The 20,537-nt window shown below is 52.0% G+C and carries 18 protein-coding genes and 1 pseudogene; 7 read left to right on the top strand and 12 right to left on the bottom strand.

Going from position 1 to position 20,537, the window contains the following annotated elements:
* Positions 1–13: 13 nt before the first annotated feature.
* Positions 14–700 carry a hypothetical protein gene (locus ACTJJJ_RS02345; RefSeq protein ID WP_440701357.1) on the bottom strand — a complete coding sequence of 229 codons (687 nt, stop codon included), beginning with the start codon at positions 698–700 and terminating at the stop codon, positions 14–16.
* Positions 701–1,143: 443 nt separating this feature from the next.
* Complete coding sequence (locus tag ACTJJJ_RS02340; protein ID WP_440701356.1) at positions 1,144–2,208, bottom strand: endonuclease/exonuclease/phosphatase family protein; 1,065 nt, start codon at positions 2,206–2,208, stop codon at positions 1,144–1,146.
* A gap of 150 nt (positions 2,209–2,358) precedes the next feature.
* Between ACTJJJ_RS02340 and ACTJJJ_RS02335 the strand changes: the two genes are divergently transcribed.
* Positions 2,359–3,933: a glycoside hydrolase family 43 protein gene (locus ACTJJJ_RS02335; RefSeq protein ID WP_440701355.1), complete on the top strand. Its 1,575-nt coding sequence runs from the start codon at positions 2,359–2,361 to the stop codon at positions 3,931–3,933.
* Between the two features lie 159 nt (positions 3,934–4,092).
* Here ACTJJJ_RS02335 and ACTJJJ_RS02330 read toward each other — a convergent pair whose 3' ends face one another.
* Positions 4,093–4,221, bottom strand: coding sequence for a hypothetical protein (locus tag ACTJJJ_RS02330; protein ID WP_262892334.1), 129 nt, complete (start codon positions 4,219–4,221; stop codon positions 4,093–4,095).
* Positions 4,222–4,456: 235 nt separating this feature from the next.
* Here ACTJJJ_RS02330 and ACTJJJ_RS02325 point away from each other — a divergent pair, with 235 nt between their 5' ends.
* The 3 genes and pseudogenes from ACTJJJ_RS02325 to ACTJJJ_RS02315 all read left to right on the top strand — a co-directional run bounded on the left by ACTJJJ_RS02325 (position 4,457) and on the right by ACTJJJ_RS02315 (position 8,021).
* Complete coding sequence (locus ACTJJJ_RS02325) at positions 4,457–5,716, top strand: hypothetical protein (protein ID WP_440701354.1); 1,260 nt, start codon at positions 4,457–4,459, stop codon at positions 5,714–5,716.
* A 187-nt stretch (positions 5,717–5,903) separates the two neighbouring features.
* Complete coding sequence (locus ACTJJJ_RS02320) at positions 5,904–6,644, top strand: SDR family oxidoreductase (RefSeq protein WP_440701353.1); 741 nt, start codon at positions 5,904–5,906, stop codon at positions 6,642–6,644.
* Positions 6,645–6,693: 49 nt separating this feature from the next.
* Positions 6,694–8,021: pseudogene (locus ACTJJJ_RS02315) on the top strand (rhamnogalacturonidase).
* 3 nt (positions 8,022–8,024) lie between these two features.
* Here ACTJJJ_RS02315 and ACTJJJ_RS02310 read toward each other — a convergent pair.
* The 5 genes from ACTJJJ_RS02310 to ACTJJJ_RS02290 all read right to left on the bottom strand — a co-directional run bounded on the left by ACTJJJ_RS02310 (position 8,025) and on the right by ACTJJJ_RS02290 (position 11,728).
* Complete coding sequence (locus tag ACTJJJ_RS02310; protein ID WP_440701352.1) at positions 8,025–8,297, bottom strand: SemiSWEET family sugar transporter; 273 nt, start codon at positions 8,295–8,297, stop codon at positions 8,025–8,027.
* A gap of 37 nt (positions 8,298–8,334) precedes the next feature.
* Entirely contained in the window at positions 8,335–8,736 is a 402-nt protein-coding gene (locus ACTJJJ_RS02305) for a response regulator (RefSeq protein WP_440701351.1), read from the bottom strand.
* Between the two features lie 9 nt (positions 8,737–8,745).
* On the bottom strand, positions 8,746–10,629 hold the full coding sequence (locus ACTJJJ_RS02300) for a PAS domain S-box protein (protein ID WP_440701350.1): 1,884 nt from the start codon (positions 10,627–10,629) through the stop codon (positions 8,746–8,748).
* Positions 10,630–10,741: 112 nt separating this feature from the next.
* A complete protein-coding gene (locus tag ACTJJJ_RS02295; protein ID WP_426294974.1) occupies positions 10,742–11,488 on the bottom strand; it encodes an SDR family NAD(P)-dependent oxidoreductase in 747 nt (248 codons plus the stop codon).
* A gap of 18 nt (positions 11,489–11,506) precedes the next feature.
* Positions 11,507–11,728: a tautomerase family protein gene (locus ACTJJJ_RS02290; RefSeq protein ID WP_426294975.1), complete on the bottom strand. Its 222-nt coding sequence runs from the start codon at positions 11,726–11,728 to the stop codon at positions 11,507–11,509.
* Positions 11,729–11,907: 179 nt separating this feature from the next.
* On the opposite strand from ACTJJJ_RS02290, the gene ACTJJJ_RS02285 reads away from it, so the two are divergent.
* The 3 genes from ACTJJJ_RS02285 to ACTJJJ_RS02275 all read left to right on the top strand — a co-directional run bounded on the left by ACTJJJ_RS02285 (position 11,908) and on the right by ACTJJJ_RS02275 (position 15,411).
* A complete protein-coding gene (locus tag ACTJJJ_RS02285; RefSeq protein WP_440701349.1) occupies positions 11,908–13,167 on the top strand; it encodes an Hsp70 family protein in 1,260 nt (419 codons plus the stop codon).
* A gap of 103 nt (positions 13,168–13,270) precedes the next feature.
* On the top strand, positions 13,271–14,494 hold the full coding sequence (locus ACTJJJ_RS02280; RefSeq protein WP_426294977.1) for a Tm-1-like ATP-binding domain-containing protein: 1,224 nt from the start codon (positions 13,271–13,273) through the stop codon (positions 14,492–14,494).
* Between the two features lie 50 nt (positions 14,495–14,544).
* The gene (locus tag ACTJJJ_RS02275; RefSeq protein WP_440701348.1) at positions 14,545–15,411 is read left to right on the top strand and encodes a phosphoenolpyruvate hydrolase family protein; all 867 of its coding nucleotides are present in this window, start codon (positions 14,545–14,547) and stop codon (positions 15,409–15,411) included.
* Positions 15,412–15,496: 85 nt separating this feature from the next.
* On the opposite strand, the gene ACTJJJ_RS02270 is transcribed toward ACTJJJ_RS02275, so the two are convergent.
* The 4 genes from ACTJJJ_RS02270 to ACTJJJ_RS02255 all read right to left on the bottom strand — a co-directional run bounded on the left by ACTJJJ_RS02270 (position 15,497) and on the right by ACTJJJ_RS02255 (position 20,478).
* Entirely contained in the window at positions 15,497–16,162 is a 666-nt protein-coding gene (locus ACTJJJ_RS02270; protein ID WP_440701347.1) for a peroxiredoxin, read from the bottom strand.
* A gap of 63 nt (positions 16,163–16,225) precedes the next feature.
* On the bottom strand, positions 16,226–16,462 hold the full coding sequence (locus ACTJJJ_RS02265; protein ID WP_440701346.1) for a hypothetical protein: 237 nt from the start codon (positions 16,460–16,462) through the stop codon (positions 16,226–16,228).
* 71 nt (positions 16,463–16,533) lie between these two features.
* Positions 16,534–17,268, bottom strand: coding sequence for a LytR/AlgR family response regulator transcription factor (locus tag ACTJJJ_RS02260; RefSeq protein WP_440701345.1), 735 nt, complete (start codon positions 17,266–17,268; stop codon positions 16,534–16,536).
* A gap of 6 nt (positions 17,269–17,274) precedes the next feature.
* A complete protein-coding gene (locus ACTJJJ_RS02255; RefSeq protein WP_440701344.1) occupies positions 17,275–20,478 on the bottom strand; it encodes a histidine kinase dimerization/phosphoacceptor domain -containing protein in 3,204 nt (1,067 codons plus the stop codon).
* Positions 20,479–20,537: the final 59 nt, after the last annotated feature.

Below are 20,537 nucleotides of genomic sequence, written 5' to 3'. Positions count from 1 at the left end.
CTTGCCCCTACCATTAACAAGTCCGCGGGCACGGAGCGCTCAGGTCGTAATAGCCGCTTTCCTCTTCAAGGCTTAGCGCACCACTATTATCGTTCCCACGGTTGGCAATGCCCTGAAATAGCAAGCCGAAAGAATAAGAGCCGGTCAATTCCTTTTGGACCGCTTCGCCGGCCGCGGGGAAATACCGGTGCAGCACAAAGCGAATATAGATCTTCGGCATTTTCTCAAACCTGAAAAGTGCGGCCAGCAGCTCTTTTACGGGGTAATTGTAGCCATTCAGAAAACCGTACTGCGTGCGAAACAGCGGACTGGTAATTTCTCCGGCATGTCCTTTTTCTTCCCAATATTTAATCCATTGTCTTGCCAAAACATCAGGCACATTGCCACCCGGACCATCTCCCGCTTCCCGGAAATCGCCCGGGGCGTGTGCATAATAGGGCGTAATGATTTGTCCGGCGCTGTCAACGCCGAAGAGCACGAGTTTGAATTTGGTTTCCTCCGTATCAAAGCCAAAACGCACTTTTATAGTGGAAATGCCTGGCGTCGACACGAGTGTTTCAAAATCGTTTCCGTCAAAGAAATCGCCTAAAAGGAGTTTGCTCCCCAAATTAAAAAAGCCAAAGGGCTCACGGCTGTGTTCCAATGCCTGCCACTGGGCAGCCCATTTTGCAAAAACTTCGTCACTGATAAACTTAGGCATGTTCGCTGAGATTTAGTGGTTAAAAAAGGCATTTGCTTTCCGATCATCCGGAGCAACCCGCATCCGGACAATGGAAAGCAATATACCTAAGGGCAAGGAAGTGATGTAACTAATTCGTCAAAAACTAGAATTAATTCGATTAATCGGTTAGGTTACAATTTCTTGTTGGGGTCTACGGGGAACGGCCCTTGGGGGCTGGGATTCGGAGAACTGTCTGTTCCCCGAATCATTTAAGCTACCCCGGATTTTAGTTTGATGATTTCAGACGCAAGAGCCAATCAGGATTATTTTTCAGCACCCGTCCCGATTGACATGTCAAAGTTCCGCAAAGCAAGGACAGCGGGTAAGCGTGGAAACACCTGAATACAAAAACAGGTGTTTTCCGGGGGTCAGGGGGCTCCCGTATTTTCCCTTCCGTGTCGAAGCTCCTCCGGGAGCCGATTTCAGTCCGGTACTTCTTTGGCGATTTTTTCATTCGCCAGCTCAATATCCTCCGGTTCGGCATCGGGCGCCTCCTGCTCACTGCTCGCCGACCGCTCATATTGCAGGGAAATCAGGATAGGGAAATGGTCCGACGAGAAGTTTTCCAGCCGGGCGAGTCTCACCAGCTTAAAATCCGTTGAACAGAACACATGATCGAGGGGAAAGCGCAACAAAGGCATTTTGGCGTGGAACGTATTGAAGAAGCCGCGGCCGATACGCGGATCGAGCAAGCCGCTGATCCGGGTAAAAAGATCCGTGGTGTACGACCAGGCCACGTCGTTGAGGTCCCCCACCACAATACAAGGTAAACGGCTCTTCTTCACTTCTTTCGCCACCAGCAAAAGCTCCTTGTCGCGCTCGGTCGAATGCAGGTTTTCGCCGGGAACAGGCGGCGTGGGATGTACACAATAGAGCTGCACTTTTTGGCCGGAAGGCAATGTTACCAGTACTTTAATGGACGGTATTTCCTCATCTACCAGGTAACGTACCGCTATTTCAGAAAGCTCCAATTTCGAGTAAAGCAACATTCCGTAGGTATTTTCCAGCGGCACCGGCACCTCATGCGGGTAGTTATCGCGCAACGCCAAGGTGTTTTCATGCCAAAATTTGTCGGTTTCCAAAAGCAGTACGACGTCTGGGTCGTGTTTCCGGATCAGATTCAGGCAGCCGGTCGTATTTTGGTTATCCTGAAATACATTGGAGGATAGAATCGACAGCCTGTTTTCCGGCAGATCTTTCCGAGCAGGCAGGATTACCTTACCCGCAAGCGGTGTAAATGGGTAGATCAGGTAGCAAAGGTAAATGCTGTTTAAAACAAATACGGCGGACAACGTCAGCGTCTGCAAGTCGGTAGAAGAAAACAGGCTGAGATGAATGCCGGCAATGGCCACGCTGAGGACGAGTTTTTGCAACCTGGGGTATTCGAAAACCCGGAATGTCCAGTAGTCGCTACGGACCAGCGGAATAAGCGACATCAGAACGACCACCACGCCGGCGACTTCCAGAAAGGTTTTGAAATAGTGCATTGTTCAGTTAAGGTAATAACTGCAATATTTCAATTATTCCCCGTCATTTCAACTATCGGCGTGCAGGATGCGCTACTTTTTTACCGCTTTGGCAGATTTGTTATCGGGAAATAAATCCCTTTATTCGCAGTTCCATCAATCCACCAGATTATGAAATTCCTGCCCGGTTTACTCTTTTTTTCGTGGTTCGTTGCTGCCCAGGCTCTGGCCCAGAAGCCCGCTCCAACAAGGGTAATCACCTACCGGAATCCCGTGATTGCGGGCGATTTTGCGGATCCGTCGGTCATTCGGGTGGGTGACACGTATTATGCGGCCGGCACTTCTTCGGAATGGGGGCCCGCATACCCCATTTACAGTTCCAAAGACCTGGTGAATTGGGAGTACGTAGGTCCGGTGTTCGCAGAGCTGCCCAAATGGACGATGGGAAGTTATTGGGCGCCTGAGTTGTTTTTTCGAAATGGCACTTTCTATGTTTACTATACTGCCCGCCGGAAATCGGACAAGCAATCGGTGATCGGTGTAGCCAGCACGAAGGATATCAGAAAGGGATTCAAAGACCACGGCATTATCATCGAATGGACCAAAGAGGCCATCGACGCCTATGTTGTGGAGGATAAGGGAAAACTGTTCATTACCTGGAAGGCTTATGGTCTGGACAAAGACCGGGGTATTGAACTGCTCGGTGCCGAGCTTTCGCCGGATGGCCTTAAATTGGCCGGAAAGGAATTCAGCCTCATCAAGGCAGACCCGGCAGGATGGGAAGCCGGCGGGGCCGAAGGACAGGCTATATTTAAAAGAGGCAATTACTGGTATATGCTCTATTCCGGCAATGCCTGCTGCGGCGATCGCTGCGACTACCAGGTAGGGCTCGCCAGGGCCGAAAAGCTGCAAGGGCCATGGACCAAATACACGGGCAACCCGGTACTTTTTGGGGATCATTTCTGGAAATGCCCGGGACACGGCACCGTGGTAGTGACACCGGATCGCCGGTATTTTTACCTGCACCACGCCTATAACGGCACTGATTTCACGTTTGCCGGCCGACAGGGCGTGCTCAGCGAGCTGGTTTGGGACGAAACAACCCACTGGCCTGCATTCAGATATGGCAAAACGCCCCCCGCGCAGGCCGAGTCACCCACCGGCGTGGGACCTGTACCGCAGCAAACGCTCAACTTTTCGGTTAACTATGAGCGTGACACCTTGCGGCTTCCCTGGGTGTTCGACGCAAGCCTGCCAAAGCCGAAATTCGATATCAGGGCATCGGCGCTGGAAATCGAATGCGAAAATCCAGCCATAACGGGTAACTTTTTAGGTCATACCATTAAAAACGGCAGCTACACCTTCGCAACCGAATTCGTGATCAAAGACACCGCCTTCCACAACATTATCCTTTACGGCGATGCACACAATGCCATTGGCTACGGTGCCGGCCAGAACCGCGTGGAGCTTTGGCAAGTGAAGGACGGTAAACGCGAAACCCTTCAAAAACAGGAGATTCCCGATAAATACAAGAATATCCGGCTGGAACTGCAAAGCCGCTATGGCCGCTTCTACACATTCAGCTGGGCTGTAAAAGGTCAGAAGATCGACTCGCTGACCAGCCCGCTGCAATTGGAAGCTCCCTGGCTGCCGCGCTGGGACCGGGCACCGAGAGTAGGGATCAGCATTACCGGCCCGGCGAACCAGAAAAGTGAATTTAAGGCGATTGAAATGAAGTACGAATAAAAGTATCGCAGCATCAACTTGGATAAATGGAACGTCACTTCCATAACAAATAAGGTCTGCAAACACATTGGCTTGCAGACCTTACTTACATATTCAGCGCTTTGATAAGGGCTTGCCGCCCCAAAAGTTAGTTCAGTTCATTTTTCGAGGGGCTCTTCCCTACTTCGAGGGTTGGTCGGTCATTTCGGCTTTCCGCAGTTCCAGTACGATCCGAATGCCCATGCCGGCAATCACCACCGCAATCCCAAGCTGAGCCAGACCTGCCCACATGCTAATAGTCCATTCCATTATTGTATCGATTTAATTTTCAACACAAAATAAAAACGACGAAGGCTGCAATTAAAGTGTTATCAATTAACCGGTTATCATAATTAGTAAACGGCTAAAAACAGGTTTTTCAAAAAAATCCGTGCCAACCATATTGCAGAATCTAAATTCATTTTTAACTTTGAAATACAAAGTACTTTTAATCACACTCACTCAGCACTGAAAAAAGCTAATTCCAATTTTCAATCATGGTTTTATGCGCGAAGAAATCCTGTTAAATCAACACAATGCCCTGCAACTGGAAAAGTTGTACCGTGGCAACAAGCCCGGCTTTAAGGCAGCTTTCAATGCACTGTACCCCGAATTACCCGGGAATCCGCTCGCGGAAGGATGGTACCAGCGGCTCAATTTCGGTCAGGACGAACTCTCCGGGGGGGCAGGTGCGTGGGGTACGCCCGGCGAGCGCACATTTGTGGTGGCGGCTTCGCTCTTCGCCGCACTGATCGCCAAGCTGCCCGAAATGCTTTCCATCAGCGAAGACTTTTTCTATCCACGCAATATCGGTTTCATAGTCGCTCCTGTGCTAATGGCCTATTTTGCATGGAAAAACTTCATTTCGTGGAAAACCCGGGGCTTAGCAATCCTGTTACTCGTCGCATCGGCAGTATTTATCAACTGGCTGCCCCAGAATGAAAAGAGCGACACGCTGATCCTGTCGTGCATTCACCTCCCGCTCTGGCTGTGGTCGCTGCTGGGCGCGGCGTACAATGGCGGAAAATGGAGAAAAGGCGCAAACTGGCTGGAATTTCTGCGTTACACCGGCGAACTGGTAGTAATGTCGGGGTTGCTGGTCTTATCCGGCGGGCTCACTACCGCCATTACCATCGGGCTTTTCAAGCTGATTGGCTGGGATATTCAGGAATTTTACTTTCAATATATCGTGATTTGCGGGCTTTCCGCCGTGCCTATCGTCGCCACCTTCATAACCCGTGTACAGCCAACGCTCGTCAGCAAGGTTTCACCGGTTATCGCGAAGCTGTTCAGCCCGGTGGCGCTGGTCATGCTGGTGGTATACCTGGTGGCAACGCTTGTAGCCGGCAAAAGTCCCTATCACGATCGGGAATTCCTCGTGCTTTTCAACGGATTGCTGGTCGGTGTGATGGCCCTGATCTTCTTTTCGGTAGCCGAAACCGACCAATCGGGCAGTAACCGGGGCCAAATTGTACTGCTGTTCCTCTTATCGGCGGTGACACTGCTTGTGAATAGCATTGCATTGTCGGCGGTTCTGTTCAGAATTTCGGAATGGGGGCTGACGCCGAACCGCGCCGCGGTGCTGGGCGCCAATGTGTTGATGCTCGCCCATTTGTTTTATGTCGGACTAAAACTTTTTTCCGTGCTTAGCAAAAGAACCAGCCTGTCGGCCGTGGGTGCGTCGCTGGCGGTATTCCTGCCTCTTTATAGCATTTGGAGCGCCACCGTAATCTTTCTCTTCCCGTTGATTTTCGGATTTAAATAGCGCACTTGCAAAATATTGCAGGAATGAAGATTTCTCCCAACACGGAAAGGCTGTCGGATCACCGGCAGCCTTTTTCATTTTAAAGGCGATCTGAGATATTTGTAACTCTTGCTGTAATCCTTGTACGCTCCTGGCGCGGGCAGTCTGCCATCTTTGTAATGTTCTTTAACACTAAACAAAAACGACCATGAACTCACTCGAAAATAAAGTAGCCCTCGTGACCGGCGCGTCAAGGGGAATAGGTGCAGCAGTAGCCTTTCAGCTTGCCCGGGCAGGTGCAAAAATTATTGTAAATTATACCAGTGGCCTGGAAGCGGCCCAACAAACGGTCGCAGCGATCGAAGCCGGCGGCGGAGAGGCCATTGCATTGCAGGCCGACGTAGCGAACCCGGCGCAGGTGAAAGACATGTTCGATGCGGCCATTACCCGCTTCGGCCAGATCGACGTGCTGGTCAACAACGCCGGCATTATGATCACCAAACTGCTCAAAGACACCACCGACGAGGATTTCACCCGCCAGTTTGAAGTGAATGTGCGCGGCACCTTCAACACGCTGCGCGAAGCCGCTACCCGCCTGGCCGACGGGGGCAGCATTATCAACTTCTCGTCCACCACCACGCGTGTGATGATGCCTACCTACGCGACATATGTAGCCACAAAAGGTGCCGTTGAGCAACTGACACGCGTTTTTGCGAAAGAAGTCGGTGCACGTGGCATCAACGTCAACGCAGTATTGCCCGGCCCTACCAATACCGAACTTTTCACGAAAGGAAAACCTCAGGAAGTAATCGACCGTCTCGCTTCCCTGAATGCCTTCAACCGGCTGGGCGAGCCCGAAGACATTGCCAAAACTGTCGCATTCCTCGCCAGCGATGACGCCAAATGGATCAGCGGGCAGAGTATCGGACTGAATGGCGCGATGGCTTAATGGAGAAATAGTTGCAAATTGTGATGGATTTCTATCACAATTTGCTGTCATGAAGAAATATTGCCTGCTTGCTTTCCTGCTTTCAAATATTGCATTTTCCTCCTTTGCCCAGGTAGGCCGATCCGTCAACTTCCCCGACGGAACGAAAATACCTGCCTGGTTTTCAGATACATCCAAAATAGAGCTAAAAAACCTTGGCAAGCAGTTTGTGATCACGGAGCATGGGGTTTCTACTGATAGCAACGTTGTTCAAACGGCCAAAATCCAGCGGGTAATCGACCAGGCGAATGCACAAGGCGGCGGCGTGGTAGTGATCCCGAAAGGTACTTTTCTGAGCGGGGCATTGTTTTTCAAACCCAAAACACACCTCTACGTCGCGGAAGGGGCCGTGCTGAAAGGCTCCGACAAGATCGCCGATTACCCGATCATGCCTTCGCGCATGGAGGGACAAAACCTCGATTACTTTCCGGCGCTGGTAAATGCCTATGGTGTGAACGGCTTTTCGATTTCGGGCAAGGGTACGATCGATGGCAACGGGCTGAATTACTGGAAAGCATTCTGGCAGCGACGCAGGAAAACCCGAATTGTACCAACCTCGAAGTGTCGCGCCCGCGGCTGGTCTTTATCTGGAAAAGCAACGATGTACAGGTCCAGGAAGTGACGCTTCAAAATTCGGGCTTCTGGACGAGCCATTATTACCAGTGCAACAACGTTAAAATACTGAATGTAAGGATCACCGCGCCGCATGAGCCGATCAAGGCGCCAAGTACTGACGCCATCGACCTGGATGTGTGCAACAATGTGCTCGTGAAGGGCTGTTACCTCGCCGTAAACGACGATGCCATTGCATTGAAAGGTGGAAAAGGGCCTTATGCTGACCAGGATCCCCGTAACAGAGCCAACACGAATATCATCATCGAAGACACCAACTTCGGCTTTTGCCACGCGGCGCTTACGTGCGGGAGCGAGGCAATTCATAACAAAAATGTAGTGATGCGCAACTGCCATATCGTGAACGCCATGCGCGTCCTCTGGCTCAAAATGCGCCCCGACACGCCTCAGAAGTACGAATTCATCAGTGTCGAAAACGTGGACGGCTATGCGTACAGCCTCATTTACGTAAAACCCTGGAAGCAGTTCTTCGATTTGAAGGGTAGAAAGGATGTCCCGCTCTCCTACTCGGACAACATCAGCCTAAAAAACATCAAACTGAAATGCGACGTGTTTTTCGATGTGAGCCCCGGCGAATATGACAAACTTTCGAAATTCAGTTTTGAAAACCTGGATATAAGGGCTAAAAACGCTGATTATGACAAATCTGTGGTCAGAGATTTTACACTCACGAATGTAAAAGTGAACGATAAGCTGATCAATTGATATTCACTTTTCCAAGTCGCTCTTTTTCTTGATTATAAAATAGGATATCAGCAAACCGGTATTGAGCAGTACCGAAAAGCCATTTGAAAGGATAATAGGTAATTCGTCTGTTAAAAAGCCATAATAGGTCCATAGGGCCACGCCGGAGATCAGGACAAACAGCATGAGCGGCGAAAGGTTGCCGACATCCTTCTTCCGGAGCACCTTCACAAACTGCGGAACCATGGAGGCAGAAGTGAGCACGCCGGCGATAATCCCGATCATTGTTGGAGACATACTAAAATCGTTTCGTAAACTAATGTGCCACGGACGGTCAGGCGCCCAAGTAGCGACAGGCCAGTTGGTAAAACTCGGCGACGAACGAATCGTAGGCGATGAATATGTCGGGCTTGGCGATAAAATCCTTTGCACCCGCGCGCATACACTTCTCGCGCGTGGACACAACAGATGAGGTTGAGGTGGCGAACACCGCAATATCCGGATAGGTGGTTTTGAGCTCGTCGATAATGTCGTAGCCATTTTTACCGGGCATATTCAGGTCCGAAAGAACCAGCTCGGGAAGCTCACGTGGCGATTCATGCAGCCATTCCGTCAATTGGTCGCCGTTACCGAACTCCCCAAGAATTTCGAATTCTCCGGAAGCCCTGAACGCCTCGGACATAAAGAAGCGCTCGTCTTCATCGTTTTCAACAATGGCAAGTCTGAATGTTCTCATGCTCCGGTCTTATATCTTGGGTAAAACAATATGAAAACTGGCTCCATTTCCCTGCACCGATTCGGCCCAGATTTTACCCCGGTGCCGTTCGACGACCTTTTTGCAAACCGCCAGGCCGACACCATTCCCCTGATATTGATCTGAGAAATGCAGCCTCCTGAAAATTTCGAAGATCTTTTCCAGGTTTTGAGGTGAAATGCCTATCCCGTTGTCGTGCACAACAAACCTTACGCTGCCATCTTCCATCCAGGACTTCACCTGCACTTCCGGTGTGCTTCCGTTGGTAAATTTCAACGCATTGGCCAGCAGATTTTGAAAAAGCTGTACAAGCTGTACCCTGTCGCCGTAAATAAACGGCACGTCGCTATCGACACGGATATGCGCACCCGATTGCTCAATGGCGTCGTTCAGGTTCTGGATCGCCTCCCCGATCACATTTGCTACTTTCAGCTTCTGGCGTTCCAGCCCTATCTTGCTGATCTGCGAATAATGCAGCAGGTTATCGATGAGATCGTGCATGCGCTGGGCCGCCAGAATGCCTTTTCCGATACTCGCTTTCAGGAGGTCGAACTTCTGCTGGTCGAGGTGCTGATCCATCAGGTGCAAAAAACTTCGCACCGTCCGAACAGGTTCTTTTAAATCGTGGGAAACGATGGCGGTGAACTGCTCCAATTCACGGTTTACAGACGACAGCTCACCGTTAGTTACGGAAAGTTCCTCCGCGAGCTGTCTGTATTTGTCGGAACTCTCCTGCAATGCCTGCTCGCTCATTTTGCGTTCTGTAAGGTCGCGTGTCACTTTCGAAAAACCACTCAGCCGGCTCTCGGTGTCATAAACCGCGGTGATGACGATACTCGCCCAGAAACGACTCCCGTCTTTCCGCAAACGCCATCCCTCTTCCTCATATTTACCAGTCGACCTCGCTACTTTCAGTTCCCAGGCGGGCTTGCCGTTGAGTATATCCTCTTCCGGATAAAATATGGAGAAGTATTTTCCGATCACATCCTCGGCGCTGTAACCTTTAATACGTCCGGCGCCTTCGTTCCAGCTAATAATGCGCCCTTTCGTATCCAGCATAAATATCCCGTAATCGCCTACCTGCTCAACCAGGGAACGGTACCGGGCTTCACTCTGGCGCAGTATTTCCTCGTCTTTCAGTCGATGGGTCAGGTCGCGCGTGACCTTCGAATAACCGATAAGCATATTCCGGTCGTTGAACAGGGCGGTCAAAACCACACTTGCCCAAAACAGCGAGCCGCCCTTTTTGACCCGCCAGCCTTCCTCTCGGTACGAGCCGCTTTCGCTGGCGATCTGCAATTTCTTTTTCGGCTTCTCGTCGATAAGGTCGGCGGATAGATAAAACACCGAGAAATGCTTGCCGAGGATCTCGCTTTCGGAATAACCGTGGATAAAAGTCCCGCCGTCGTTCCAGGTCATCACGTTTCCGTCCGGATCGAGCATGAATATCGAATAATCCCTGATCGCCTCTACCATCAACCGGTAGCGCTCCTCGCTTTCGAGCAGATCGAATTGCCTTTTCTTCTGTTCATTAATATCGCGCAAAAGCACGCAGTACCCGGTGAGGTGCCCGGACTCGTCGAAAACCGGGGAATAAGAAGTTTCCGCCCAATACCTGGTGTGATCTTTCCTCATCTTCCAGCCCTCCACCACGAACTTTTTCTTTTTCAGGGCCTGATCGAGCTCATACCGGTATTTGATAGGATCGTCCTGGCCCTCGCCGATGGCATAAAACGGTTTGGCTTCTATTTCGGTAGCATCATAGCCTGTGATAGCGCTCGCCGCTGGGTTGCAAGTCGTTATTCTGCCTGTTTCGTCCAATAAAAAAATACCTTCGGCAAGGCTGCGAAAAATCAGGTCACTGTTCAAATGCATGCTTGGGTAAGGTATAAGTCAAATCGGGAAGAACCCAGCAAATTCCGTGCCAAAAAATCAGGCGTACCGGAACAAAGCCAGTACGCCTGAATTACATTCACATCCATGGTTTTTAACCAATATGGTGCCCGGCAACATGGCCTCCATCGAGGTTGATCACTTCGCCGGTGATGAAGTTGCTGCCGGCCAGGTACAATGCGAGCTGGGCAACGTCTTCCGTTTCTCCGATGCGGTCTACCAGGTGCAGGCCTGCAAGGCTGTCGGCATCGCTCACACCCGTTTTCGCTTGGAGCGGGCTGCGGATAATGCCTGGTGCGATAGCGTTCACACGTATGTTGTTTCTGCCAAATTCCGCGGCGAGCTGGCGTGTCAATGCATGAATGCCTCCCTTGCTCGAAATGGGTGCAGTTGCAGGGAAGCCGCCGATCGCGTGATCCACCAGCACGGTACCGATGTTGATGATCGAACCGTCGCCTTGTTGCAGCATTTGGGTAATCGCCGCCTGGCTGGTAAAAAATGTCCCCTTCAAGTTGATATCGAGGAAATAATCCAGATGCGCTTCGTCTACTTCGAGAAAATTACGCGGTTCAAATACACCCGCATTATTCACCAGCACATCCACGCCGCCGAATTCGCGAACTGCCGTATCGACCAGCAACTGGCCGGTCGATTTTTTACTGATGTCGCCCGGTACCATCACCAGGCGGTCGTGGTTACCCAGCTCGTTATACGTCGCGGTGAGGTTATCCGCGTTGGCCGAGTTGATGATCACATGATGGCCATGTTCCAGAAACAGGCTTGCTACCGCTTTGCCGATGCCCGTAGACGCGCCGGTTACGATAATTGTTTGCTTTTTCACGATGATTTGTCAGGTTTGTTATTGATTTCTGTTTGCTGTAATACCTTTTTCGCGTAGCACCGACACCTGTTCCCCGGCGTAGCCCCAATCGTCCAGTTCCACTTCCTGGATCACGACATGGGTCAGGTGTGGATCTTTGTCAAGGACTTCGGTGATCAGCTGCGTTACCCCGGCGATAAGTTCTTGTTTTTGCTTGCGGGTAACCCCTTCACGGGTTACCTCAATTTTTACATATGGCATGATTTCTGTCTTTAAAAGGGTTATCAATACATTTGATGTCAATTCCTTACTCCGTTTTGACCATACAAAGGAACCCGGTTGCCGACAGACCATTACGTGACATACATCACAAGTATCGTCCTTCCCATTTGCATTGCCGGGCAAATAGTGAGAAATTGCGCCCCCAATTTTCCAATACAATGACAACTCCTGTTTTCTGCGGCATCGATTTCGGCACTTCCAATTCCAGCCTCGCAATAGCAAACCAAGACGACGTTTTCCTGATCCCGGTTGAAAACGAACATAAGACGATCCCCAGCGCGATGTTTTTCGCACGAAAGGACAACGAGGCATTCTTCGGCCGCGCAGCCATGGAACGTTTCCTGGGCCGGCACCCGGGCAGGTTAATGCGAAGTTTGAAACGCGTGCTGGGAACCCCCGCCATGCGCCAGGGTACGATGGTGAATGGTGAATTGATGAAATTCGACCAGATCGTCGCCGCTTTTCTCGACCAGATGAAGCAGAAGGCAGAAGCCGACACCGGCACCGAACTGAAACATGTGGTAATGGGTCGGCCGGTGCATTTTATCGATAACGACCCTGCTGCCGACGAACGCGCGGAAAACGAATTGAAGGCGATCGCTAAAAGCCTGGGTTTCGAACATGTCGGTTTCCAGTTTGAACCGATCGCGGCTGCATTTGCGCACGAGGCGCGGGTAACGGGCGAAAAACTCGCCCTGGTGGTGGATCTCGGCGGCGGGACTTCCGATTTCACGATCATCCGTCTTTCCAAAGACAATACCCGCAAACACGACCGCAGCGGTGATATTCTGGCCAACACAGGTGTGCGACTCGGCGGCAACGACTTCGATAAGGACCTGAGCCTCGCACGCATGATGCCGGAGCTGGGCTTCCGCACAACCTACGGCACCAAGAACCTCGAAGTACCGTCCTACCATTATTTCGACCTTTCGGAATGGAGCAAGGTCAACTTCCTGTACACCAACCGCACGATATTCCAGGCCAAGCAGCTCCTCCGCGAAACGCATTCGCCTGAGAAATACGGAAGGCTGATCAGCGTCCTGGAACAGGAAAGCGGCCACGCGGTACTTGCCGAAACCGAAAACATCAAGATCGGCCTCACGCAAAACGACGCCTATGTGGCCTCCCTCCCATTTATAGACGAAAACTTGCAGATCAACGTCGAACGCGAAGTGTTCAACGAAGCGATCAGCACCAAAACACAGCGCATTATCGAAGCAGCCAAACAATGCCTCCAAAGCGCGGGCATCGCGCCGGAAGCCATTGCCCTGGTGATCATGACCGGCGGCTCCACGGAAATCCCGCTCATCCAGGAACGTTTCCGCGAACTGTTCCCTGCCGCCGAATGGTCGGAAGAGAACAAGCTATCGAGCGTCGGACTAGGATTAGCCTACGACGCCCGCAGCCGGTTCTCCTGATAAACACGCCGGGGCATTGCGCCGCTTTCCACCGATTTTAGGTCGATGGGTAAAACCATGCCCGGGTTTGCTTCGGATACCGATATCTGGTTATACTTGCATTATGGCAGTTTCAGACAAAAGCATTTTAATACTCGGCTGTTTTGATACCAAGGGCGACGTGTTTTCCTACCTCAGGAATTGCATTATCGGACGCGGCGAAACGGTGATTAGCGTCAATACAGGCATTTTTGGAACTACAAAGGCGTTTCCCGTCGACTTCGAAGCCGATCGTGTCGCCGCCGAAGCTGGCCACGATATTTCCGACCTCCGCCGCGACCGCGACCGGGGCAAGGCGATCGATGTCATGGGCCGGGGCGCTTCGCAACTGGTTTCACAACTTTATGCCGAAGGAAAAATCAAAGCTGTGGCCGGGATGGGAGGAGGTGGAGGCACTTACATTGCACTTTCGGCCATGCAGGGCATCCCATTCGGCGTGCCCAAAGTTTGCCTGACGACCCTGGCCACAAAAGACCTCTCCCGGCAGATTGGCGATAAGGACGTTATGCTGATCCCGTCCGTGGTGGACGTGGCCGGAATGAACCATATTTTAAGACAATTGGTAGCACAAGCCGCTGCGGCAATATGCGCGATGGCTAATGTCGAAACCGTTGATACCAGCACAAAGGTGCGCAGCATTGCCATCAGTATGTTCGGGAACACCACGCCGTGCGTCGACAAATGCACCGAGCTCCTCACCCATGCCGGCTACGAAGTGCTCTCCTTCCACGCCACCGGCGTAGGCGGCAAGACGATGGAATCGCTCATTCGCGAAGGCTGTTTCGACGCGGTGCTCGACATTACCACCACCGAGCTGGCCGACGATTTGTGTGGCGGCATTTGCAGCGCCGGGCCCGAAAGGCTCACGGCTGCGGCAGATATGGGCATTCCGCAAGTAGTGGTGCCGGGCTGTATGGATATGGTCAACTTTGCCCACCCAGACACCATCCCGCACGCATTCGTCGCTAGGCAGCTGTACAGCTGGGCGCCCGACGTGACGCTCATGCGTACGGATGAGCGCGAGAATGCGATCCTGGGTGAGCGCCTGGCGCGCAAGGTAAGCCGGTCGCCGGTACCTGCTGCCGTTGTGCTACCGCTGCGTGGCATTTCACAAGTAGCCTCGGAAGGGGGGATTTTTCATAACCCGGTAGCCGACGAGGCATTGTTTGCCGCGATCCGGGCCCATGTATCCGGCGACGTATCGGTGACCGAGGCAGATACGCACATCAACGACCCGGCATTTGCCCATTTGCTGGTAGAAACTTTGCTGGGCCTAATGCAGAAATAGTAAAGAAAAATAAATGAGTCTTATCATTAAATAACCAGAACCGAAACAATATGCCTAACCCATGGACAGGTAAGGGAAATCCCTATACGAAACAGGAAGTAAAAGACCGTCTGCAAGCTACAATAGACCAGGGAAAAGCAATCATTGCAGCTGGTGCCGGCACGGGTATCAGTGCCAAGTTCATCGAAAAAGGCGGTGCCGACCTCATTATCATCTACAATTCAGGGCGCTTTCGGATGGCCGGTCATGGGTCGACGGCGGGCCTGATGGCGTATGGCGACGCGAATGCAGTGGCCATGGAAATCGGTGAGTTCGAGGTACTGCCCGTGGTGGAAGAAATACCGGTAATATGCGGTGTACACGGCTCCGACCCGCGCCGCAGAATGTGGCACCACTTGCTGAAAGTAAAGGAAATGGGCTTTTCGGGCGTCAACAACTTCCCTACCCACAGCATTGTGGACGGGCATTTCAGGCAAGTACTGGAAGAAACCGGGATGGGTTTTGCCAAAGAGGTGGAGATGATCAGACTGGCGACGATGATGGATCTTTTCTCGATCGTATACGTGGCTACGCCCGAAGAGGCGCGCCAGATGGCAGAAGTAGGTGCGGATGCGATCATTGCGCACGTCGGCACTACTGTGGGCGGTTCTATCGGCGTAGTAGATGCTACTTGTAGCATGGACGAAGCCATTGAACGCACGCAGCTCATCGGCGATGCGGCACGCAATGTCAACCCCGGTGTGTTCGTACTCGCTCACGGCGGACCCGTGAATACCCCGGCGGACGTCCGCGAAGTACTATCGAAAAGCGACATCCACGGCTTTGTGGGCGCATCTTCCCTCGAACGCATGGGGATAGAGCAATCGCTCACCGAACTGACGCGGGATTTTAAACGGTTGACGCTGGGGAATGGGTGATGACGGCCGACTGCTGAGTCAGTTGAAAAGCATCTGCCGAAATAAGTCAAGTGGTCGGCGATTCGCGGCCGGCCGTCAGTCGTCACTACTCCCTCTCCGGCTGTGCCACATACCTCAAATACGGCTTCACCGTCTTCCAGCCTTGTGGGTACTTTTCTTTTGCTTCGGCATCGGATACGGCCGGGACGATGATTACCTCGTCGCCGTCCTGCCAGTTCGCGGGTGTGGCAACTTTGTGTTGGGCAGTGAGCTGCATGGAGTCGAGGACGCGCAGGATTTCATGAAAATTGCGGCCGGTGGTCATCGGGTACGTCAGGTTCAGCTTGATCTTCTTGTCCGGGCCAACGACGAATACCGAGCGAACGGTTTGGTTGGTAGCGGCGGTGCGGCCTTCGAAAGTACCGGGTTCATCGGCCGGGAGCATGTCATACAGTTTTGCGATTGCAAGGTCAGGGTCGCCGATCATCGGGTAATTCACCGCGTGGCCTTGTGTTTCTTCGATGTCCTTCTCCCATTTTAAGTGACTATCCACCGGGTCGACACTCAGGCCGATAACCTTGCAGTTGCGCTGCGCGAACTCGGGTGCAAGCTTAGCCATGTACCCCAGCTCGGTCGTACATACGGGCGTGAAGTCTTTGGGGTGTGAAAAAAGAATGGCCCAGCCTTCGCCGATCCATTCGTGGAACCGGATAGTACCCTGGGTGGTGTCGGCCTGGAAATCGGGAGCAATGTCGTTTATTCTCAAACTCATGGTATATAAAAATTTAAAAGGTTAATGGATGGATGATGATTATTTAGAGGTACGGTCGGGCCGTCAGAAAAGCGTGTAGCGTTTTTTGCAGGCTTCGCATTCGTAGCATTCGGGTTGGAGCTTGCCCAGCGACGCAATCTTCGCCAGGCGGCCGGCGAAGCTCATTTTCGGGTAAACAACCAGGTTCCCGCCGCAAATCGTACAGCGTATCCCGAAGAAGTTCCGTTTAATGATAATTTTATCCAGATCGAGCAAACCCACAGCGATGCCAAAAATGGGCGCCGGCAAGAGCAAGGGCAAAAAAAAGGGACGAACGCTTGTGCGGTGGGACGAATGCGGGGAGGTTCGGGAAGAAGGTCAGCCGTCGGCGGTCAAAAAATCCCCAACCCCCGAAGTAATTCCGCCCTATACGACTTGCCGATCGGCAGTTTTTCGCCGCGGATGGTAAGTTCGTTGGGAAAGATGTCTTCGATAAAATGATTGTTCACGGCGAAGCGGCGATGGATGCGGACAAACCGGCCCGGTTCAAGCTGGTCGGTGAAGTCGTTAATCGTGGAGCGTACCATGATCTTTTTCCGGGACACCAGGTGCAGCAGGACGTAGTTAGCTTCGCTTTCCAGGTAAAGTAGTTCATCAAAAAATACCTTCCGGAACACGTAGCCGTCCTTTACGAACAGGAAGTTTTTGGTCGTGAATGCGGCCGGTGTTTTAGCCTTGCCGCTTGTTTGGGCACCCGTAAAATTATGAAAAGCGATCTCGATCGCCGCGTAGAGCTCTTCCTTCGTAAACGGTTTTACAATGTACGCGTGCGGCTTAACTTTCTTGGCGCGGTCGATGGTTTCGATGTCACTGTTGGCCGTAAGGAAAATGAAAGGCAGTTTATAGGTCTCATTGAGCCGTTCGGCCACGTCAAAGCCATCTTTCCGGCCAGCAAGCTGTATGTCCAGCAGCAACAGGTCCGGTTTGTCGGTTTCGAGCATTTCGAGGGCCTCGGTGTAGTTGATCGCCGGGCCGCAATGCGAGTAACCCAGCTCTTCCAGCGTGCTCAGTATCGTGCGCGCTATCACCAGTTCATCTTCAACAATACCTATTTTTAATTCTGCCATTAGGGTTTAGTCCTGATTTTTACGCACATCGCGATTGGTGAAATTGATGGTAAACACCCCGCCGCTCCGGGTTTCATAATGCACACGTCCGCCAATTTGCCGACTCAGGTCATAGATCAGCTGCAAACCGAGTGTTGTCGCCCGTTTCAGGTCGAAGTTTGCCGGCAGGCCAGGCCCGTTGTCGGAATAGATCAGCTGGAACCGCCCTTCCGAAACAATGCGGACCGTTACCAATATTTTACCATCGGTCACATATTCAAACGCATATTTAAACGAATTTGACAACAATTCGTTCAAAATTAATCCCAAAGGAACCGCAGAGTCTATATCGAGGTGGAGCTCAGGAACATCGACAGCCAACGAAACCTTCTTTTCTTTTTGAAATACACTTTGGACCTGGCGGCACAAATCCCCGATGAAACGTTTTAAGTCAATGCTGCTGAGGTTTTCGAACTGATAGAGGTTCTGATGGATCAATGCAATGCTCCGTACACGGTTTCGTCCTTCCTCCAATGCCTCCCGGGCAGCCTCGTCAGTCAGGCTTTTGCCCTGCAATTCGAGCAGGCCTGAAATCACCTGCAGGTTATTTTTGACGCGGTGGTGGATTTCCTTCATCAACACATCTTTTTCCAGCAGCAGGGCCGTCTGCTCGGAAAGCGACTGTTTCAACTGCATTGTCCGCTCATTAACAGTCTCTTCCAGCCTGCTTTTTTCGCGTGCGAGTTGTTTGGTCCGGAACCTGATAAACAGGTAAATCATCGTTCCGGTCAACAGTACCATTGCCATAATAAAGTACCATTCCAGGTAAACGGGTTTTAAAACTTTCAACGGAATGGCCAGCTCCTCCTTGTTCCAGGCGCCTTCCCTATTCTGCGCTCTGATCCTCAGCACAAAATCACCGTAAGGCAAACCGCTTATCCGAACTGAATTTTCATTGATGAACACCCAGTTTTTATCCAGCCCCTCGATCAGATAGGCGTACCGGTGGCTGGCGGTGCGATGCCCCTCGTCTTTGGCAAAATCCAGTAACTGAAAATCCAGCGTAAAGAACTTGTCGTCCGGTTCGAGCACGATCGGGAGATTACGCAGCAGCTCGCCCGTTTTGTTTACCAGCTCATTGGCCGAGCCGACAAACTGGTTGAATGCGATCACCCGCAATGGCACCTGCAACTGCGAAGTGTCTGTCTCGAAATCACGGGGATCGAAGCCGGTCACGCCATTCAGGCCTCCAAAATACAACTTGCCGTCGCTGGCTTTAAAGGACGACGTACGGTTGAACTCGTTGTGGGAAATACCGTCGGTGGTGGTGTAGGTATTAATCGAAAAATTCCTGCGGTTGAAGCGGATCAGGCCATAGTCGGAGCTGATCCAGAGGTTATCGGATGCGTCCGGCTCGATGCGGTATAGGACATCGGAGGGGAAGCCCGCCGTAATATTGAACTGCCGCGACAGGTTTGTCTTCGGGTTCCAGCGGTAAAGTCCTTCCCCGTTCGTAGCGAGCCACCACACACCGTCGGGATCCTGCCAGGCATCCAGCAGGCTTAGCCCATTCAGAAAGGGCGATTTCAGCCGGGCCATTTGCAGCAGCTGCTTTTGCCCCGAAATCGCATTGAGCCGGAACAACCCGTTTTCGGCCACTGCCCATATTACCCCGTTTTTATCCTTCAAAAAACGGTAGACAAACCTGGCTTCCGGTCCACCAGATGACGGCAGCGGATCAAAGCGGTTGGCAGTGGTGTTGAACACCGAAAACCCGTTGATACCACCAAGTAACAAGAGACTGTCGTTCAACGAATAAATTGACCAGATCTCCGACGGGGGCGCCATCGGAAAGCCGATAAATCTTTTCTGTGCTTCGTTGTACCGCGACAACGCAAAGCCCCCGGTATACAATGCACCGCCATGCCAGGCAAGCCCGTAATTGATGAAGTGATGGCTAAACCCCTGAATGCGAACGCCTTGTTGGATAAATGTGTGCCCCCATACATTCGCGATCACGTTGCCGCGCGCGTCAGCGAAAATGCCGCGGGCCTGTCCGTTCGGCTCCAATGCCTGCTGGCTGGTCGAGAAATAGGGTTTGAAACGGTTCTTTTTAATAGTCAGCTGCATTACACCCGATGAAGTACAGAGCCAGAGGTTTCCCAGCCTGTCGGGAAAAAGCCGGTATATGAACAGGTTTTCAAAGCCTTTCAATTCCGATTTACGAGTCACCTTCAGAAAAGCATGCTTATTCCAGAGGTACAGCGCGTCGGTGGCAATATAAAAAGCTGCTGCCTGCCCGTCGGTAGCCGGCCACACCTGGAACCAGTACCGGCCCTTTACCTCGTTAAGGTGGTATGGATCAAGGTTTTGAACCGGTGCAAGCTGGCCATTGCTGTCCAGTTTGTCCACGGCGAATTTGTCAATGTCCGTTGCGGTATTGTAAGTAATCAGCAGCTCATGCTGCTCCGTCAAACCGATCGGCAACGACCGTAGCACCTGATGCTGGCGGAACGGCGTCACCTTTTTGCCTTTCACTACATACTGTACCTGCTGGTTGGTCAGTTTCAAATGCGCCGTCCCCTGAATAAACGTATTCACGGGCCCTGTGGTGCGGTAATCTAAGAGCGAATCCTGCCTAACCCACCCTTTCATTTCCAGCATCAGCCTGAAACCTTTTTTAGAAGAATACCGCCAATACCGGAAGGGCGAGGCGGTCAGGAAGCTGATCTCGCCGGTGCCGTCGTTGGCGATCCAGTAAACATCCCGTTCCCTGAAAGGCAGGTTGGGGAAAGCCGCTGTCAGCGTTTTTACCTCCTGCGTGTTGGCATCCATCACATCGACCTTCCCGATGGTTGTAAGCTGAAAACCGGCGCTGCCATATTGAAGGAAAAGGCGGTTGGCGTCGTCGACCGCCAGCTGCACTACCTTGTTTTCTTGCAATTTGTTTCGCTGGCGGGTAAAAAGCAGACAATTACTTCCGTCGAAGCGGTTGAGTCCGTTACGCGTACCGAACCACAGAAAGCCGGAAGAATCCTGCACCCCGCAAAACACCTCGTGCGACGCGAACCCGTTTTCCACGGAAAGCAGCCGTTTGGTAATAGTGTATTCCAAATTGGAACGTATGGAATCGCCCTGCCCGAGTACTGTGAGGGCATTCGGGAGGAGCAACAGCAACCAGAATATGCGGAAACGGCGCGAGGAAGGTTTCCAAACCCGACGATGTGCCAATGACGACTGCTTTGAGGTGACTGCGGCAAGATAGCCGAAATTTCAGCACGGGTTGAATA

Source organism: Dyadobacter sp. 22481 (genome assembly GCF_052044875.1).
GTDB classification, from domain to species: domain Bacteria; phylum Bacteroidota; class Bacteroidia; order Cytophagales; family Spirosomataceae; genus Dyadobacter; species Dyadobacter endophyticus.
This window is presented reverse-complemented; position numbering and strand designations above follow the sequence as displayed.

What these genes read in the sequence shown, in the direction of transcription:
- ACTJJJ_RS02270 (WP_440701347.1), bottom strand. Translation starts at nt 16,162, where the DNA reads ATGAGTTTGAGAATAAACGACATTGCTCCCGATTTCCAGGCCGACACC.
- ACTJJJ_RS02300 (WP_440701350.1), bottom strand. Translation starts at nt 10,629, where the DNA reads ATGCATTTGAACAGTGACCTGATTTTTCGCAGCCTTGCCGAAGGTATT.
- ACTJJJ_RS02340 (WP_440701356.1), bottom strand. Translation starts at nt 2,208, where the DNA reads ATGCACTATTTCAAAACCTTTCTGGAAGTCGCCGGCGTGGTGGTCGTT.
- ACTJJJ_RS02345 (WP_440701357.1), bottom strand. Translation starts at nt 700, where the DNA reads ATGCCTAAGTTTATCAGTGACGAAGTTTTTGCAAAATGGGCTGCCCAG.
- ACTJJJ_RS02290 (WP_426294975.1), bottom strand. Translation starts at nt 11,728, where the DNA reads ATGCCATATGTAAAAATTGAGGTAACCCGTGAAGGGGTTACCCGCAAG.
- ACTJJJ_RS02310 (WP_440701352.1), bottom strand. Translation starts at nt 8,297, where the DNA reads ATGTCTCCAACAATGATCGGGATTATCGCCGGCGTGCTCACTTCTGCC.
- ACTJJJ_RS02320 (WP_440701353.1), top strand. Translation starts at nt 5,904, where the DNA reads ATGAACTCACTCGAAAATAAAGTAGCCCTCGTGACCGGCGCGTCAAGG.
- ACTJJJ_RS02335 (WP_440701355.1), top strand. Translation starts at nt 2,359, where the DNA reads ATGAAATTCCTGCCCGGTTTACTCTTTTTTTCGTGGTTCGTTGCTGCC.
- ACTJJJ_RS02285 (WP_440701349.1), top strand. Translation starts at nt 11,908, where the DNA reads ATGACAACTCCTGTTTTCTGCGGCATCGATTTCGGCACTTCCAATTCC.
- ACTJJJ_RS02325 (WP_440701354.1), top strand. Translation starts at nt 4,457, where the DNA reads ATGCGCGAAGAAATCCTGTTAAATCAACACAATGCCCTGCAACTGGAA.
- ACTJJJ_RS02330 (WP_262892334.1), bottom strand. Translation starts at nt 4,221, where the DNA reads ATGGAATGGACTATTAGCATGTGGGCAGGTCTGGCTCAGCTTGGGATT.
- ACTJJJ_RS02260 (WP_440701345.1), bottom strand. Translation starts at nt 17,268, where the DNA reads ATGGCAGAATTAAAAATAGGTATTGTTGAAGATGAACTGGTGATAGCG.
- ACTJJJ_RS02305 (WP_440701351.1), bottom strand. Translation starts at nt 8,736, where the DNA reads ATGAGAACATTCAGACTTGCCATTGTTGAAAACGATGAAGACGAGCGC.
- ACTJJJ_RS02275 (WP_440701348.1), top strand. Translation starts at nt 14,545, where the DNA reads ATGCCTAACCCATGGACAGGTAAGGGAAATCCCTATACGAAACAGGAA.
- ACTJJJ_RS02280 (WP_426294977.1), top strand. Translation starts at nt 13,271, where the DNA reads ATGGCAGTTTCAGACAAAAGCATTTTAATACTCGGCTGTTTTGATACC.